This is a genomic window from Labrenzia sp. VG12 (assembly GCF_002237595.1).
Classification (GTDB): Bacteria; Pseudomonadota; Alphaproteobacteria; order Rhizobiales; family Stappiaceae; genus Roseibium.
Genome location: NZ_CP022529.1, coordinates 3,327,169 through 3,345,734, shown reverse-complemented (window position 1 = coordinate 3,345,734; position 18,566 = coordinate 3,327,169). Strand labels below are relative to the sequence as shown.

At 60.1% G+C, this 18,566-nt stretch carries 7 protein-coding genes; 3 read left to right on the top strand and 4 right to left on the bottom strand.

The annotated features are described in order from the left end of the window. Positions 1-48: 48 nt before the first annotated feature. Complete coding sequence (locus tag CHH27_RS15405) at positions 49-936, top strand: proline/glycine betaine ABC transporter permease (RefSeq protein WP_094072378.1); 888 nt, start codon at positions 49-51, stop codon at positions 934-936. Continuing rightward, entirely contained in the window at positions 929-1,960 is a 1,032-nt protein-coding gene (locus CHH27_RS15400; protein WP_094072377.1) for a glycine betaine/L-proline ABC transporter ATP-binding protein, read from the top strand. The genes CHH27_RS15405 and CHH27_RS15400 overlap by 8 nt, the downstream gene beginning before the upstream one ends. Positions 1,961-2,037: 77 nt before the next feature. Here the strand turns inward: CHH27_RS15400 and CHH27_RS15395 are convergent, their stop codons facing one another. The 3 genes from CHH27_RS15395 to CHH27_RS15385 are packed head-to-tail and all read right to left on the bottom strand — an operon-like array spanning position 2,038 to position 7,282. Then, a complete protein-coding gene (locus tag CHH27_RS15395) occupies positions 2,038-3,378 on the bottom strand; it encodes an HlyD family type I secretion periplasmic adaptor subunit (protein WP_094072376.1) in 1,341 nt (446 codons plus the stop codon). Between the two features lie 52 nt (positions 3,379-3,430). Next, entirely contained in the window at positions 3,431-5,617 is a 2,187-nt protein-coding gene (locus CHH27_RS15390) for a peptidase domain-containing ABC transporter (RefSeq protein ID WP_094072375.1), read from the bottom strand. Between the two features lie 9 nt (positions 5,618-5,626). Next, complete coding sequence (locus CHH27_RS15385) at positions 5,627-7,282, bottom strand: peptidase domain-containing ABC transporter (protein WP_198338228.1); 1,656 nt, start codon at positions 7,280-7,282, stop codon at positions 5,627-5,629. 286 nt (positions 7,283-7,568) lie between these two features. Between CHH27_RS15385 and CHH27_RS15380 the strand changes: the two genes are divergently transcribed. Further along, positions 7,569-16,862, top strand: a complete 9,294-nt coding sequence (locus CHH27_RS15380; protein ID WP_157738947.1) for a cadherin domain-containing protein — start codon at positions 7,569-7,571, stop codon at positions 16,860-16,862. Between the two features lie 69 nt (positions 16,863-16,931). Here CHH27_RS15380 and CHH27_RS15375 read toward each other — a convergent pair whose 3' ends face one another. Further along, positions 16,932-18,434: a TolC family outer membrane protein gene (locus CHH27_RS15375; protein ID WP_208988241.1), complete on the bottom strand. Its 1,503-nt coding sequence runs from the start codon at positions 18,432-18,434 to the stop codon at positions 16,932-16,934. Positions 18,435-18,566: the final 132 nt, after the last annotated feature.

Sequence of the window (18,566 nt, the reverse complement as noted above, 5' to 3'; positions counted from 1 at the left end):
CAAGGTGCGGGCTCTTCATTTTAGGGGCAAACCAGCGGGACAAGCGTAATGGAGTGGCTACAAGAATTCCCCCAGATGAGTCGGGGCGACCTGCGCGCAATGCGTCAAACATTCGACGGGGCATTCAAGGAATTTACCGGCGCCTATGGTGAGGCTATCGAAGCGGCCTTCGATCCGATCAAGAACTTCCTGATCTTTCTGGAACAACTGCTGATCAACTCGCCTTGGCCGATCATCCTGGCCGTGCTGGTCGGTATTGTGTTTCTGATGAGCCGCAACACCAAAATCACGATCGGCTCTCTCATTGCGCTTTGCGTGATCGGTTATCTGGGCATGTGGGAAGACACCATGCGCACGATCGCCATGGTCACGGTGTGTACGATGCTTGCCATTGTCCTCGGCATTCCGCTCGGTATCCTGATGGCGCGCTCCGATCGTGTGCAGAGCGTTGTCAATCCGGTGCTGGACCTGATGCAGACGATGCCGAGCTTCGTCTACCTCATCCCGGTTGTCATGATCTTCGGCATCGGCAAGGTGCCGGGCCTGATCGCGGTTGTGATCTACGCCATTCCGCCGATGATCCGCCTGACCAATCTGGGCATTCGCCTGGTCGACCAGGACGTCCTGGAAGCGGCCGATGCGTTTGGCTCCAATTCCTGGCAAAAACTGAAGAACGTTCAGCTGCCATTGGCCCTGCCGACCATCATGGCGGGCGTCAACCAGACCATCATGATGGCTCTTGCCATGGTCGTTGTTGCGGCTCTGATCGGCGTCAAAGGCCTCGGACAGCCGGTGCTGAACGCCATTGCCAACCAGTATCTGACGATGGGTGTGATGAACGGTCTGGCGATCGTCGGTATTGCCATCATCTTTGACCGCGCGACCCAGGCCTACGGCAAGCGCCTGCAGAAACACTCGGAGGTCATCCATGGCTGAGGCGACCGGTATTGAAATCAAGAACCTCTACAAGATCTTCGGCCCGAACGGGGCGGACATGGTCCAGAAGGTCAAGGACGGCATCTCCAAGGCCGAGCTGAACGAAAAGTTCAACCATGTGCTGGGTCTGAACAACATCAACATCTCGATGCCCGGTGGCAAGCTCCAGGTGGTGATGGGCTTGTCGGGCTCCGGCAAGTCGACATTGATCCGGCACATCAACCGCCTGATCGACCCGACGGCCGGCGAGGTGCTCTACGGCAACGAGGACGTCTGCAAGATGTCCCAGACGGAACTCCGCGAGTTTCGCCGGCACAAGACGGCGATGGTGTTCCAGAAATTCGCCCTGTTGCCGCACCGGACCGTGATGAAGAACACGATCTACGGCCTGGAAATCCAGGGCGTGCCGATCGGTGAAGCGGAAGAACGGGCGTCGCGCTGGATTGCCCGGGTCGGACTGGAAGGGTTTGAAAACCACTACCCGAACCAGCTGTCCGGTGGCATGCAGCAGCGTGTCGGCCTGGCGCGCGCCCTGACCAACGATGCCGATATCCTGCTGATGGACGAGGCCTTCTCGGCGCTCGATCCGTTGATCCGCATGGACATGCAGACCGTGCTCCTGGACCTGCAGGAAGAGCTGCACAAGACCATCGTCTTCATCACCCACGACCTGGACGAGGCGCTGCGGCTCGGTGACAACATCACCATCTTGCGGGATGGCGCGATCATCCAGCAGGGAACCGGGCAGGAAATCGTCTTGAACCCGGCGGATGCCTATATCGCCGACTTCGTCAAGGAAGTGAATCGCGGCCGGGTGATCCTGGTCGATACCGTGATGGACAAGTCCCGCACGGTGGAAGGCGCGCCGACCATCGCCAGCGGCATCATGCTGGAAGAAGCTGCCCGCACCTTTGCCGATTCCGGTCAAGGCGAGGCCAATGTGGTCAATGGCGAGGGCCGCCCGATCGGGGTCCTGAACGTGCATGACACCATCCACGCCATGGTGACGCCGGCAACGCACTGACCCTCAAGGTCTTTTAAGACAAGAAAAGCCCCGGAGATGTCTCCGGGGCTTTTTGTTGTTTGAAGCTGATCCGGTCTCTAGCGCTCGGAGAAGACCGTCCGCGCCGCTCTGGTGACCGGGTTCAGCAGGTAAACCAGGATCGACTTCGAACCGGTGACGATTTGGGCGTTCACCTGCATGCCAGGGCGGATCGGGCGTTCGTTCGAGCCCTTGCCGATGATCTGTCCGGGGAAGGCGAGGGTCGCCTTGAAGTAATACTCGCCATATTCGTCCTGGAAGCTGGAGGCGGATATCGTGTCCACTTCCGCTGACAAGGTGCCATAGATATTGGGGTCATAGCTGGTGATGGTGATATCGGCCTTGTCGCCGACATTGATATGACCGATGTCCTTCGGATTGACCTTCACATCAGCAACCAGGTTTTCAGACAGCGGCACGATTTCCGCGATCATGTCGCCCGGATTGACAACGGCGCCGCGCCCGGTCTGGCCGAGAGACTTGACGAAACCGTCGACCGGGGCCTTGACGAACAGACGCTCCTGGCGGTCCTTGAGCTTCGCAACTTCCTGGGTCAGTTCTGCGCGTTCCTGGGCGATCCTTGCGCGCTCATCGGCAACTTCGCGGTTCACTTCAGCACCCGCCTGGGCGAGGCTGGCCTGGGCTTCGGTAAGCGTTTCGCGTGCCTGTGCCAGATTGCCGATCAGCTGCTCCAGCGCCACTTGCGAACGCTGATACTCACCTTTGGCCTCAAGATAGCGGCGGCGGGAGGTGTAGCCGTCTTTCAGGAGACCTTCCTGGATCTCGAATTTCTCCTTTTCCAGGGCGACCTGGGACTTCTGCAGCTCGATCTGGGCTTCGAGGCTGACCACTTCGGCGCGCCGCTGCGCCACGCGGGCCGTGTAGGCTTCCTGTTCATCCGCCACGGCCTTCCTGTTTGCCGTCAGCGCGGCGCGCTGCTGTGTGCTCAATCCGTCAACGGCCGGGTCAAGGCGCAGACCCACGGTGTTGGCGTCGCTGTATTCCTGCGCCAGCAGACGGCGTTCTTCCAGCTCGAGGTAGCTGAGACGGCTCTGGATCCGGGCGAGTTCGGCTGTCGTGTCCTGCTTTTCAAGCCTGGCAATCGGGTCGCCGGCGTTTACCAGCTGGCCTTCCTCGACAATGATTTCGTTGACGATGCCACCTTCCAGATGCTCCACCGTGAGGATCTGTCCGGCCGGCGTGATTTCACCGATCGTGCTGGCGACTTCGCGGATCTGGCCGATGGCTGCCCACACAAGAAGCAGGATCGTCGCGATCGCAAGCCCCATGAGAAGCCGTGAGTAGAAGGCGGGCGGGACGCCGTCTTCCAGCTCCAACGGGAGGCCGACGCGGCCGTAAACGGCTTTGCGGAGTGTGTCGGGATCGTCTTTTGCTGCCATTGGAGTGTCCTCGGCGGTTGTCTTTTGCTGTGTCCGGTTACCGTGCGGACTGTTATCGGGATTGCTGTTTCAGAACGTCGTCCAGGATTTCCTTGGGCGGACCGGCCATCGCCACCATGCCGTTCTGCATGTAGACGAGGTTGTCGGCCATGCGCATGTGGCTCGGCCTGTAGGTCGTCAGCAGGACGGTCGACTTGCCACGCACCTGTTCGATCTTCTTCATCAGGAGCTTGTCGCCCTCAAAATCGAGATTGCCGGCCGGGTCGTCCAGAACGTAGATCGGCGCGGGCCGTACGAAGGCACGGGCCAGCAGCAGGCGCTGTTTGACATTGTCCGGAAGCATCGCGATCAGCTGTCCGGTCAGGCGGGTTTCAACCCCCTGGGGAAGCAGTTCCGCGTAGGCATTGAGCCCGAATTCCTCAAAGGCCGAGCGCACCTGATCATTGTCCGCCTGCGGGTTTGCCATGCGGAAATTCTGGGCAATGGTTCCATAGAAGAAGTCGTAATGCTCCGGGGCGTACCCGATGGCATTGCGCCATTCGCCAGGATCCAGCTGGCGAATGTCCAGGTCGTCGACCAGGACCGCCCCCATCTGGGGCCGGTAGAGGCCAAGCGCGGCGCGCACCAGCGAGGTCTTGCCGCAGCCGCTCGGACCGGTGATGGCCGTGACCGACCCCTTGTCCAGTTGCAAGGAGAAATTGCGCAGGGCCGGTTCCTGACGTGCCGGATAGCGCAGGACAACGTTTGAGAACCGGACAGTGCCCTGGAACTGCCGATGCAGGCTTGGCAGCTTGCCCGGCTGGCGTTCCATGTCGATTTTCAGGAGGCCATTGATGCGTTCGATGGTCTGTTGGGCCTGGCCCAGCTGAGAGAGGCTCAAGAAGGCCTGATGCATCGGGCTGAGGGCGCGCCAGGACAGGGCCATGACCGCGATCAGGGCGCCCTGGGTGAGATCCTGGTTCATCACGAGGATCGCGCCGAAGCCAAGGACGCCGATACCGCACATGGTCATGAACATCTGCGACAGAACCTGCATGACCTGAGACAACTGTTTGGTCTTGAGGTTCTTCAGGGCGAAGTCGGCGGAGATGGCCCGGTATTTTTCAACCCAGATGTCGTCGGCCGACAGTTCGCGAATGGACTTGCGCTTTGACAGGATCTCCACGGTGATGTTCTGCATGCGCGACTTGGCGTCACCGGCAAGATTGATCGCCGTTTTCATGCGGGGCACGATAATCAGGGCCGACAGGACATACAGCAGCAGCAGGCCGGCCGGCAGCAGAGCAAGCGGCCCGCCAATCAACGCCAGAACAAGCACGAAGAGGGCCGAGAAGGGCAGGTCGATCAGGGCATTGGCGAGGTTGCCGTGAAAGATCTCGCGTACGCCGTCAAACTGCTTCAGCCGCGTGATCTGGGCGCCGATCGGCGCTGAGGAGATCAGCGGCAGCGGCAGATGGAGGAAGTGCCGGAATGTGGAATTGGCGACAACGGCATCCAGACGCGCACCGAGATAGGCCTGCAGATTGGATTTGGTGCCCTTCACCATCCAGTCCATGCACAGGATGACGGCCATGCCGATCAACAGGGTGATCAGCACCGACACGGATTTTGCACCGATGGCCTTGTCGTAAACATTCATGACGAAGAGCGGCAGGCCGAGCGCCAGGATGTTGGACAGGAAACCAACCGCCATGATGGAAAAAAGCGTGCCCCTGAACTGATGGAAAAGGCGCGACGACCAGTGCCGGAACCCGGCATTGACCGCATCTTCCTCCCGTTCGATCAGAAACAGTTCCACGTCCTTGAGTTCGCTGAAGGCCAGGGCGACCGTGCGCCGGGCTTCGCCGCTATAGGCCTTGAAACGGCCATCACTTGTCCGGCCCAGTCCCACAAGAACGTTGCCGCCCTGCTTGATCAGGCAGGGGAATTGTTCCGCAGTGAGCTGCTTCGGTGCACGCGCGCAGGTCGTGACGCGAAAGTTCAGCCGGGTCAGCACGGCGCGGAGATCGAAAATGCCCTTGATACCTTCCAGGTGCGGCAAGGCCTCGAACAGGTGGCGTTCCATGCCATCCCAATCCAGGGCCTCGAGCAGCGGCAGAAGGCAAGCCTCGGCCGGCGAGGCGCGTTCAATGGTGCTGCCGGAATGCTGCTGAACGCGCGTTTCCAGGTTCATCCGGCTTTGGGCCGGGTTCATGTCCTGGAACATGGTGTCTGCATTTTCAAATGCGGCCAGGGACATTCTGGGCTCCTAAGCTTGCTTCTTGGCGCTGGCGGGGTTCCGCCTGCGGAACTTCGCGCGGGGAGGTTCTGCCGGCTTGGGAGCTGCAGTGAGGCGCCCCTGATCCAGGTGGAACTGTTTGTCGGCAATTGCTCGGAAGGACGGCCGGTGGCTGACGATCAGGGTGGTCAACTGGCCCTTGAGCCGCTTCAGGGCCTCCACCAGTTCGGCTTCGCTCTTGTGGTCGAGTGCACCGTTGGCGTCATTCAGGATCAGGATCTTGGGCTCGCCAGCAAGCGCACGCGCGATTGCGATTCGCTGGACCATGGAATCGGTGAGGTTCTCTTCGATGGCGTTGCCGAGCTGCGTGTCATAGCCGAGGGGAAGCAGATGAATATCCTTCTCCAGGCCGATCATGTCGGCGGCCATGCGGGCCTTTTGCGGCGATGCATGGGACCCGAACAGGGTCAGGTTCTGCAGGATCGTGCCGGAAAACATCTGGGCGTCATTGCCGACATAGGCAATGTGCTTGCGCATGGCGCGGTGGTCCGGCCCGTAGAGATTGTGCCCGTCGATCAGGACCTGGCCGGAGGTTGGTTCCACGTCTCCGGAGACAAGACGCGCAAGCGTCGTGCGGCCACTGCCGTCATTGCCTTCAAAGGCGACGGTCTCGCCGGCATTGATGGTGAGCGTCAGGTTCTGGACGGGAACAATGGCGTCCCCATGAGAGCGCAGGCTGGCACCCTGCAGCTTGATGTTGCCGATGATGGCCAGGTCCGGGTTTTCACTGCGTTCTTCCCGGGGCAGGTCGAACAGGGCGCTGGCCTCGCGATAGTCGTGCTTGACCCGCTGCATGTCGGTCCAGTGATTGATGCCGCGCAGCAGGGGCTGCACCACCTGGCCGGCCAGAAGCGTGCAGGCAGCGACCGCGCCAATGCTGATCAGGCCACCCATGACAAGCAACGCCCCGGCGGAGACAACGCAAACGGTGGTCAGAACCGTGAAGAACCCGGAGGAGTTCCGCGCCTTGTTGTTCAGGTCGATATAGTCATAGCCCAGACGGGAGATCTGGGTTTGCAACCGTTCGAACCGTCGCAGGATCACCGGCTCGAAGGCCATTGCCTTGATGGTGTTGAGACCAGACAAGACCTCGAAGATGAAGTCGTATTTTCTCTGGTCCTGCTCGGCCCGCTTTTCAATCAGCTTGTTGATCCGCACGTTCAGGCTCGCGGTGCGCAGGGCAAAAAGCGCGAGCAGCGCCAGCGGAATGAAGCCGATCGGGCCGCCAATCATGAACAGCACAACCAGAAAGATCAGGCTGGCCGGCAGGTCGATGGAGAGCAGCCGGGCCTGGCCGCCATATTGATCGCCGAGCGCCTGCAGGGAACGGAAGGAGTCGAGATGCTTGGAGACCGTTGCTTCTGAACTGACGTCGGCCCTGGAATTCAGGAGACGTCGTGTGGCTTCCAGATTGGCCTGATGGGTAAACGAAGCGGCCAGCCAGCCAATCAGGTAGGACCGGATGGTTTTCAGGACGGCGTCAATCACCAGGACAAAACCAAGCCCGACGATGAGAATGACAAGCGTGTCGGTGGCATTGTTCGGCAGGATCCTGTCATAGACCTGCAGGATGGTCAGCGGCATGGCCAATCCGAGAATGTTGATCAGAATGGAGGCGGTGATCACCGAGCGCGGTAATCCCGGTGTTTTGATACGGTCGCCAGTCTCTGATGAAAAGAACTCCAGCTGCGGAAGTTTAACACTGTTAAAAGTATCAGTGATAAAAGATGCCATAGTAACCGCCTCCTCAAATACAATTTAGACGCAGAATTGTTTCAAAACCGTTTACCAAGAAATTCAGAAATTCTAAATTTTGCTCAAGATGTATATGTATTTCGAGGAATGGAGTTGGTTTTTATTAAGATAAGCCTGCGCGTGATAAGGCCACGATTTAATGGAGCACGTGCGAGTCATGGCCAACACCGATACTTCAGTAAAAGATGTCAAACCCACTGGAGCTTCCTCTGGGGCAGAATCTGCAAAAGGCAATGCTGGAGACACGCCAACCGCGGCACGCGTAGAAGCGCAAGCCGGTGATCCCTATCGTCCGGATAGCGGAAATGACTATTCTCTCTCGATCGAGCCGGAAGACACGGGCGAGGCAACGATTGCCAACCTGTTCCAGGCGGTTCCTCTGGAGCATGAAGGCTCGGGGGCTGCCCAGGCGGATGGCGCCGGTGACGGCGGCAACGGCATCGGTGGCGGTGATGCGGGCGCAGGCGGCCTCGGCAAAGGGCGGGGCGATGGCCAGGGCGACACGCTGATGCCGGACGGGGCGACCGAAGTGGTGGAAACCGCGGACGGTGGGCCGAATGATGACGGCGGTCTTGGCGACGGAGAGGTGCCCGATGCCCGCGGGTTGGATGCGGGGCTCCCGCAGTTTGATCTTGGCGGTGACGGCATCAGTGCTGCAGGGTCGCAGATTGGTGATGGAACATCGGGAGGGGTCGCCCCGGACGATGATGACGATGGAGGCGATGACGGCGGTGAAAACTCCGATATCGGTCCCGTTGCAGACAGCGACACAACCGTCAACGAGGTTTCCGAGTTTGCGACCGGTGGTGAATACACCGGTGTGACCGCGTTTGCGGACGACCCGGATGTGACCGACATTGTCTCCTACGAGATCACCGGCGGCGACGACCGGTTCGAGATCGACCCGGACACCGGAGAGATCACCGTCAAGTCCGGTTCCTCGTTTGATGCAGAGACGGAGCAGTCCGTCGAAGTGGAAGTGACGGCGACATCGTCTGACGGGTCAACATCAACCGGCACGTTCACGATCACCATCGGTGACGAGAACGAAGATCCGATCGGTCCTGTGACAGACAGCGACACCACGAGCAACGAGGTTTCCGAGTTTGCGACGGGCGGCGAATATTCCGGCGTGACCGCGTTTGCGGACGATCCGGATGTGACGGATGTGGTCTCCTACGAGATCACCGGCGGCGACGACCGGTTCGAGATCGATCCGGATACGGGCGAGATCACGGTGAAGCCTGGCTCGAGCTTCGACGCGGAGACGGAACAGTCTGTCGATGTGGAAGTGACGGCGATCTCTACCGATGGCTCGACCTCCACGGGCACGTTCACGATCACCATCGGCGACGAGAACGAAGATCCGATCGGTCCTGTGACAGACAGCGACACCACGAGCAACGAGGTTTCCGAGTTCGCGACGGGTGGTGAGTACTCCGGCGTGACCGCGTTTGCGGACGATCCGGATGTGACGGATGTGGTCTCCTACGAGATCACCGGCGGCGACGACCGGTTCGAGATCGACCCGGATACGGGCGAGATCACGGTGAAGCCTGGCTCGAGCTTCGACGCGGAGACGGAACAGTCTGTCGATGTGGAAGTGACGGCGACCTCCACGGATGGCTCGACCTCCACGGGCACGTTCACGATCACCATCGGCGACGAGAACGAAGATCCGATCGGTCCTGTGACGGACAGCGACACCACCAGCAACGAGGTTTCCGAGTTCGCGACGGGCGGTGAGTATTCCGGCGTGACCGCGTTTGCGGATGATCCGGATGTGACGGATGTGGTCTCCTACGAGATCACCGGCGGCGACGACCGGTTCGAGATCGACCCGGATACGGGCGAGATCACTGTGAAGCCGGGCTCGAGCTTCGACGCGGAGACGGAACAGTCCGTCGATGTGGAAGTGACGGCGACCTCCACGGATGGCTCGACCTCCACGGGCACGTTCACGATCACCATCGGCGACGAGAACGAAGATCCGATCGGTCCTGTGACAGACAGCGACACCACGAGCAACGAGGTTTCCGAGTTCGCGACGGGTGGTGAGTACTCCGGCGTGACCGCGTTTGCGGACGATCCGGATGTGACGGATGTGGTCTCCTACGAGATCACCGGCGGCGACGACCGGTTCGAGATCGACCCGGATACGGGCGAGATCACGGTGAAGCCTGGCTCGAGCTTCGACGCGGAGACGGAACAGTCCGTCGATGTGGAAGTGACGGCGACCTCCACGGATGGCTCGACCTCCACGGGCACGTTCACGATCACCATCGGCGACGAGAACGAAGATCCGATCGGTCCTGTGACAGACAGCGACACCACGAGCAACGAGGTTTCCGAGTTCGCGACGGGCGGCGAATATTCCGGCGTGACCGCGTTTGCGGACGATCCGGATGTGACGGATGTGGTCTCCTACGAGATCACCGGCGGCGACGACCGGTTCGAGATCGACCCGGACACGGGCGAGATCACGGTGAAGCCTGGCTCGAGCTTCGACGCGGAGACGGAACAGTCCGTCGACGTGGAAGTGACGGCAACGTCTACCGATGGCTCGACCTCCACGGGCACGTTCACGATCACCATCGGCGACGAGAACGAAGATCCGATCGGTCCTGTGACGGACAGTGACACGACCAGCAACGAGGTTTCCGAGTTTGCGACGGGCGGCGAATATTCCGGCGTGACCGCGTTTGCGGACGATCCGGATGTGACGGATGTGGTCTCCTACGAGATCACCGGCGGCGACGACCGGTTCGAGATCGACCCGGATACGGGCGAGATCACGGTGAAGCCTGGCTCGAGCTTCGACGCTGAGACGGAACAGTCCGTCGATGTGGAAGTAACGGCGACCTCCACGGATGGCTCGACCTCCACGGGCACGTTCACGATCACCATCGGCGACGAGAACGAAGATCCGATCGGTCCTGTGACAGACAGCGACACCACGAGCAACGAGGTTTCCGAGTTCGCGACGGGTGGTGAGTACTCCGGCGTGACCGCGTTTGCGGACGATCCGGATGTGACGGATGTGGTCTCCTACGAGATCACCGGCGGCGATGACCGCTTCGAGATCGACCCGGATACGGGCGAGATCACGGTGAAGCCTGGCTCGAGCTTCGACGCTGAGACGGAACAGTCTGTCGATGTGGAAGTGACGGCGACCTCCACGGATGGCTCGACCTCCACGGGCACGTTCACGATCACCATCGGCGACGAGAACGAAGATCCGATCGGTCCTGTGACGGACAGTGACACGACCAGCAACGAGGTTTCCGAGTTTGCGACGGGTGGTGAGTACTCCGGCGTGACCGCGTTTGCGGACGATCCGGATGTGACGGATGTGGTCTCCTACGAGATCACCGGCGGCGATGACCGCTTCGAGATCGACCCGGATACCGGTGTCATCACCGTGAAGGCCGGGTCTTCGTTCGATCACGAGACCGAGCCGAGTGTCGATGTGGAAGTGACGGCCACCTCGACGGACGGCTCGACGTCCACGGGTACCTTCAGCATTGATATTACGGACGGAAACGAACCGCCCGACCTGGTCGTGTGTCTTGAAGACGGACAGTTTGTGGTCAACGGCAGCTTCGAACAGTTCGAGGGCACCCTGTCGGGCACGGATCCCAAAGGATACTACGAGAACCCGACTTCAATCGAAGGCTGGTCTTACCAGGACGTGGACGTTCAGCAGTCGGCACGCTGGGGCACAGGTACGAGCGATGGCGATCATCGCCTGGACCTGTCTGCCAACCAGAACGGCATGGCCTCGCAAGAAATCGAGGGCATGCTCGAGGGGCAGGTCTATACGTTCAGCTTCGATTCCGCTCCGCGCGGTGACGTCGGCGAGACCGTCGCGGAAGTCTACTGGAACGGTGAGCTGATCGATACGATCGACCCGGCCGAAGCCGGCGCAGGCTGGAACACGTACACCTACAATATTGTGGGCGGTTCGGGCGACGGCACGGACACGCTGACCTTTGTTGAGGTCGGCGGCAAGAACGCAAGCTTCGGTACGTTCATCGACAATGTTTCGATCGTCTCTGACAATCGAATCGCCGTTGTCGAAGAATTCTATGGTGCCGAGATCGCGCCCTTGCAGGTCTTCGATCCGGACGTGGGTGACACGCACACCTTCAGCGTGTCCGACGACCGGTTCGAGGTGGTTGTTTCAGACGGCAAATATGTCCTGAAACTCAAGGACGATCAGGCCTTTGACTACGAAACCGAAACCCAGGTCACCGTTGACGTGACGGTGACGGATTCCGGCGGTCTTTCGGACACGGAAACCGTTGTCATCGATGTTCTGGACATTGACGAAAACCTTGGCCCGATCGGCCCTGTCACGGACAGTGACAATGCCTTGAATGCCGTCGCCGAGAACGGTACGGGCGGTGAATATGTCGGCGTGACCGCCTTTGCGGAAGATCCGGATGTCACGGACACGGTCACCTACTCGATCACGGACGACCGGTTCGAGATCGACCCGGACACCGGCGTCATCACTGTCAAGGACGGTGTCAGCTTCGATCATGAAACGATGCCGACCGTTGATCTCGAAGTGACGGCGACTTCTTCTGACGGTTCGTCTTCGACGGGCACGTTCACGGTGAACATCACCGATGTCAACGAAGCGCCGGATCTGGACTTCGATCCGGAACTCGGACCGGGTTGTTCGGTGACGCTGACCTTCGTGGAAGAATATGCCGGCTACAGCAACTCGCTTGGCGTCTTCTACATGGATGGCAACGGCAATCCGATCGGCGGCGAGATCGTCTGGGTCAACCAGAACGAACTGACCCCGGGTGACACGGCGACGGTCTACCTGGAAGGTGTGGAAGCGGCTGAAGTCGGCTACTTCCTGATCCCTGACGGGGCCGACTACAACACGCTGGCCAGCGGCGACGAAGTCACCTTCCAGAAGGATGGCGACGGCAACTGGCAGGCCGTGCTGAACGGTACGCCGCTTGTCGGCAAGGACGCCAACGTGTTCTTCTCAGGCGACGGCTCGCTCAACCCGAACGGTTACGACTACACGGTCGAAAGCGGCATCACCATCGGCTTTGAAGACATTGCCGGCGGCGGTGACGAGGACTTCGATGATCTGGTCTTTGATCAGACCACACAGGAGACCGATGCAACGGCTGCGGTCTACGAAGAAGAATTCGGCGCGGAAGTCGGCGGTCTGTCGGTGTTCGATCCGGATGTCGGCGACACGCATACCTTCACCGTTTCCGACGACCGCTTCGAGGTGGTTGCCCAGAACGGCGAGTATGTGCTGAAGTTGAAGGACGACCAGAAACTCGACTACGAAACCGAAACCCAGGTGACGGTGGACGTGACGGTCACGGATTCAGGTGGTCTCACTGACACGGAAACCATCGTCATCGATGTCATCGATATCGACGAGAACACCGCGCCGGTCGGCCCGGTCAGCGACGTCGACAACGATACGAACTTCGTTCAGGAGAATTCTGCCGGTGGCACGGTTGTCGGCGTGACGGCCTTTGCCAGCGATCCGGATGCCTCCGACAGCGTGACCTATTCGATCACGGACGATCGCTTCGAGATCGATCCGGACACCGGAGTGATCACGGTTGCCGATGGTGCGGTGATCGACCGCGAGGCAACGGCGTTCATCGATATCGAGGTCACCGCGACCTCGACGGACGGCTCGACCTCGACCGGTACGTTCCGCGTCAATATCGGCGACGAGGACGAATATGACATCGGTCCGGTGAGCGACAGTGACACCACGCTGAACAGCGTTGCCGAAAACGGCGCCGGTGGCGAATATGTCGGCATCACGGCGTTTGCCGAGGATCCGGACGCGACCGACAGCGTGACCTATTCGATCACGGATGACCGGTTCGAGATCGACCCGGATACCGGTGTCCTGACCGTCAAGGACGGTGTCAGCTTCGATCACGAGGCAACACCGACTGTCGATGTTGAAGTGACAGCCACCTCAACGGACGGTTCGACGTCGACGGGCACGTTCACGGTGAACATCACCGATGTCAACGAAGCGCCGGATCTGGATTTCGATCCGGAACTTGGACCGGGCACGGCCGTGACGCTGACCTTCGTGGAAGAATATGCCGGTTACAGCAACTCGCTCGGCGTCTTCTACATGGATGGCAACGGCAATCCGATCGGCGGTGAGATCGTCTGGGTCAACCAGAACGAACTGACCCCGGGCGACACGGCGACGGTCTACCTGGAAGGTGTGGAAGCGGCTGAAGTCGGCTACTTCCTGATTCCGGACGGGGCTGATTACAACACGCTGGCCAGCGGCGACGAAGTCACCTTCCAGAAGGATGGCGACGGCAACTGGCAGGCCGTGCTGAACGGTACGCCGCTTGTCGGCAAGGACGCCAACGTGTTCTTCTCCGGCGACGGCTCGCTCAACCCGGACGGTTACGACTACACGGTCGAAAGCGGCATCACCATCGGCTTTGAAGACATTGCCGGCGGCGGTGACGAGGACTTCGATGATCTGGTCTTTGATCAGACCACACAGGAGACCAATGCTACGGCTGCGGTCTACGAAGAAGAATTCGGTGCGGAAGTCGGCGGTCTGTCGGTGTTCGATCCGGATGTTGGCGACACGCATACCTTCACCGTGTCCGACGACCGCTTCGAGGTGGTTGCCCAGAACGGCGAGTATGTGCTGAAGCTGAAGGACGACCAGAAACTCGACTACGAAACCGAAACCCAGGTGACGGTGGACGTGACGGTCACGGATTCAGGTGGTCTCACTGACACGGAAACCATCGTCATCGATGTCATCGATATCGACGAGAACACCGCGCCGGTCGGCCCGGTCAGCGACGTCGACAACGATACGAACTTCGTTCAGGAGAATTCTGCCGGTGGTACGGTTGTCGGCGTGACGGCCTTTGCCAGCGATCCGGATGCCTCCGACAGCGTGACCTATTCGATCACGGACGATCGCTTCGAGATCGATCCGGACACCGGTGTGATCACGGTTGCCGATGGTGCGGTGATCGACCGTGAGGCAACGGCATTCATCGATATCGAGGTCACCGCGACCTCGACGGACGGCTCGACCTCGACCGGTACGTTCCGCGTCAATATCGGCGACGAGGACGAATATGACATCGGTCCGGTGAGCGACAGTGACACCACGCTGAACAGCGTTGCCGAAAACGGCGCCGGTGGCGAATATGTCGGCATCACGGCGTTTGCCGAGGATCCGGACGCGACCGACAGCGTGACCTATTCGATCACGGATGACCGGTTCGAGATCGACCCGGATACCGGTGTCCTGACCGTCAAGGACGGTGTCAGCTTCGATCACGAGGCAACACCGACCGTGGATGTCGAAGTGACGGCCACCTCGACGGACGGTTCGTCTTCGACGGGCACGTTCACGGTCAACATCACCGATGTCAACGAAGCGCCGGATCTGGACTTCGATCCGGAACTCGGACCGGGTTGTTCGGTGACGCTGACCTTCGTGGAAGAATATGCCGGCTACAGCAACTCGCTTGGCGTCTTCTACATGGATGGCAACGGCAATCCGATCGGCGGTGAGATCGTCTGGGTCAACCAGAACGAACTGACCCCGGGTGACACGGCGACGGTTTACCTGGAAGGTGTGGAAGCGGCTGAAGTCGGCTACTTCCTGATCCCGGACGGGGCCGACTACAACACGCTGGCCAGCGGCGACGAAGTCACCTTCCAGAAGGATGGCGACGGCAACTGGCAGGCCGTGCTGAACGGTACGCCGCTTGTCGGCAAAGACGCCAACGTGTTCTTCTCAGGCGACGGCTCGCTCAACCCGAACGGTTACGACTACACGGTCGAAAGCGGCATCACCATCGGCTTTGAAGACATTGCCGGCGGCGGTGACGAGGACTTCGATGATCTGGTCTTTGATCAGACCACACAGGAGACCAATGCTACGGCTGCGGTCTACGAAGAAGAACTCGGTGCGGAAGTTGGCACACTGTCGGTGTTTGATCCGGATGTCGGCGACACGCATACCTTCACCGTTTCCGACGACCGCTTCGAGGTGGTTGCCCAGAACGGCGAGTATGTCCTGAAGCTGAAGGATGACCAGGCGCTCGACTATGAGACGGAGACACAGGTCACCGTTGAAGTCACGGCTACGGATAGTGGCGGTCTGTCCGACACGGAAACCATCGTGATTGACGTCATCGACGTCGAACCCGAGGGACCTGTCGACAACAATGCTCCTATTGGTCCGGTCAGCGATACCGATACTGCGCAGAACCTGGTGGCCGCGACCGCGGCAGCCGGCATGGTGGTTGGCCTGACGGCCTTTGCCCAGGATGCGGATGCCGGCGACACGGTAACCTACGAGATCGATGACGACCGGTTCGACATCGATGCGGATACGGGTGTCGTCACGGTGGCCGACGGCGCGACGCTGATCGCGGGGCAGACCCTCAATGTCACGGTCACGGCGACCTCCAGCGATGGGACGCAGTCAAGCGCCGTGTTCCCGATCGATGTCACCTCCGGAGGTGATGACAATTCGCCGCCGGATCTGATTGTCGGCGCGGCGATCTACGAGCCTCCCAAGTCCGGTGGCCACTATGACGATCATCACGATGATCACCATGGTCATATCAAGGACGGCGACACGGGAACGCATGACCATGATGATGACGATGAGAAGCCGCATGGTCATACCGATGATGAGGGTGGTTTCTATGTGCCGGAAAACGAAGCCGGTGTGGAACTGGTCGAGTTGTCGGTCGTCGATCCGGATGTTGGTGATACTCACACCTTCACCGTTTCGGACGAGCGTTTCGAGGTTGTCTCCGATGGCCAGAACTATCTGCTGAAGCTGAAAGACGATGCAGCGGTCGATTATGAAACCGAGCAAAGCATCACGCTGGATGTGACGGCCACCGATAGTGGCGGCCTGTCGGACACCGAGACCATCACGCTGGATGTCCTGGATGCCAAGGACAAGGCCTTGTGCGAATATGGTACGCGCGGGGACGACACCATGGTCGGCAGTGACTATGGCGATACGCTGGTCGGTCGCAGCGGCAATGACATCCTGATCGGTCAGGGTGGAGCCGACCACCTCTATGGCGGTTCCGGTGACGACGTGATCCGCGGCGGCACCGGCAACGACCATATGGTCGGTGGCGATGGGTCGGATCTGTTCGCCTACATGCTCGGCGACGGTAACGACACGATCGCAGGCGGCGCCGGCGGCAACTGGATCGACATCGTCGATCTGGCCAACGCGGCCGATGGCACCGCACTTGGTGAATATGGCACGGACTGGTCGATCACTATGACCGAAGGCTCCATCGAACAGGTTGACGCGCTTGGCGGCGAAATCACCCTGTCCCAGGATGCCGGTGGTTACATCGAACTGGCCGATGGCGGCCGGGTCGACTTCTCGGATCTGGAAGGCATCCAGTACTGACGACAAGTCCAGTTGACAGAACAATAGGCGGGTCCTCTTGGACCCGCCTTTTTGTGTGCTGTCGTATGATTACTTGATTGACGGCAGTGGCTGGGTCTCGACCACAGGCACAGGGGCCGGAACCGGGTCCGATGTCGCCACTTCGATCACGTAATTCTGGAAGGGATCGTTTTCAGTCGGACCAAGGCGCAGGTCCCAGGTGTTGAACTCCGGCATGATGCGCGGGATCGGGTCCGGGCGTTCCTCGACGATCGAGAAATGCTGCGGGGCCAGCCGGCCGATATTGGCAAGCAGGAAGAAGTCGGCAATGCGTGCGTCATAGCGGGCACGGACATAATCGACCTGGCTGAGCAGCAGCTCCCGTTCGCCATCCAGAACATCCAGAAGCGAGCGCTGGCCGCTGTCGAATTCCACCTGCAGGCCCTTGACGGCGCGGCGGTTGGCCTCGATCGCCCGCTTGCCCGCTTTCGCGCGCAGACGGGAGGCCGCCCGCTGCTTCATCGCCCGGATGACATTCTCGCGAATGATCTGCTGCGTGTCGTCCAGTTCGTACTCTTCCTGTGCGGCCGTGAACTTGGCTTCTCGAACGGAGGCAATGTTGCGCCCGCCGGTAAAGAACGGAGCGGTGACCCGAACGCCGAAGCGCCAGTCTTCCTCGTCCCGGTTGCCCAGATTGCCGCGATAACCGTTCTCCCATTCGCTTTCCAGCGTGACGCGCGGCAGCATGTCGCCAACAGCGGCCCGGGCGGCGTAGCGGGCAGCGCGCGCATCGTTGGTCGCAGCCCGGATGGACGGATTGTTCTGATAGGCAACCGTGATCGCGTCGTCGAGCCCGGTCGGTTCGATGGATTTCGGAATGCCGGGCCAGCCGAGCTTGCCGGGTTTCTGGCCGGTCAGGCGTTCGTAAAGGGCTTCGGAAGCTTCCAGGTCACCGACGGCCTGGTCCGAATTGCCCTGGGCTTCGGCCAGGCGGGCTAGGGCCTGCTCGATATCGGTGCGGGTCGCATCGCCGGACTTGTACCGGGCTCGCGCCGCGTTGACTTCCTTCTGAACCACGTTGGTATAGGCCCTCAACCGGGCAAGAATGGCCCGATCCCGGCAGACGCGCAGAAACGCGTCGGCCGTGTTGAAGAGCAGCGTCTGCTCGACACCGATTAGCTGGTTGCGGCCGGAATTGGCTTCTTCATGCGCCTGGTTCAGCCGGTTGACACCGGCAAAGCCCTGGAACAGCGTCTGCGACATGGAAACGCCGAGTTCATGGAAAAAGGCGCGGTCACTGGTGCCGCTGCGCGTTTCAAAGGCGTTGTGTTCACCCAGATAGGTTCCGGTCACGGTCGGCAGGAATTCCGACCGGGCGGTCCAGATGCCCTGGTTGGTTGCCTGGTATTTCGACCGTTCGGCTTTCAGGGCGGGGTTGATGGCATAGGCGGCCGCCATGGCCTCTTCCAGGGACTGGGCCGCGGCAGGAACACTGGCAATGGACAGGCTGACAAGGGATGCGCCCGCCAGAAGTCCGGCAAGATGAGATCGGGCGATGTGCATCAGCTTTTTTGTGGCAAAGAAGGTCGTCATTGCAGCACCTGTTTGTTGTCTGCACTTACGGTAAATTTTTATAGTTAATCAAAGGTAAGTCGTTGGCGAGAATTATGGTTAATATCTATTAGCAATTACCCAGGGTAATATTTGGATTTACTGGATTGATTA

Excerpts from the sequence above, each read along its gene's own strand:
- CHH27_RS15375 (WP_208988241.1), bottom strand. The coding sequence starts at position 18,434 with ATGACGACCTTCTTTGCCACAAAAAAGCTGATGCACATCGCCCGATCT.
- CHH27_RS15380 (WP_157738947.1), top strand. The coding sequence starts at position 7,569 with ATGGCCAACACCGATACTTCAGTAAAAGATGTCAAACCCACTGGAGCT.
- CHH27_RS15405 (WP_094072378.1), top strand. The coding sequence starts at position 49 with ATGGAGTGGCTACAAGAATTCCCCCAGATGAGTCGGGGCGACCTGCGC.
- CHH27_RS15390 (WP_094072375.1), bottom strand. The coding sequence starts at position 5,617 with ATGTCCCTGGCCGCATTTGAAAATGCAGACACCATGTTCCAGGACATG.
- CHH27_RS15395 (WP_094072376.1), bottom strand. The coding sequence starts at position 3,378 with ATGGCAGCAAAAGACGATCCCGACACACTCCGCAAAGCCGTTTACGGC.
- CHH27_RS15400 (WP_094072377.1), top strand. The coding sequence starts at position 929 with ATGGCTGAGGCGACCGGTATTGAAATCAAGAACCTCTACAAGATCTTC.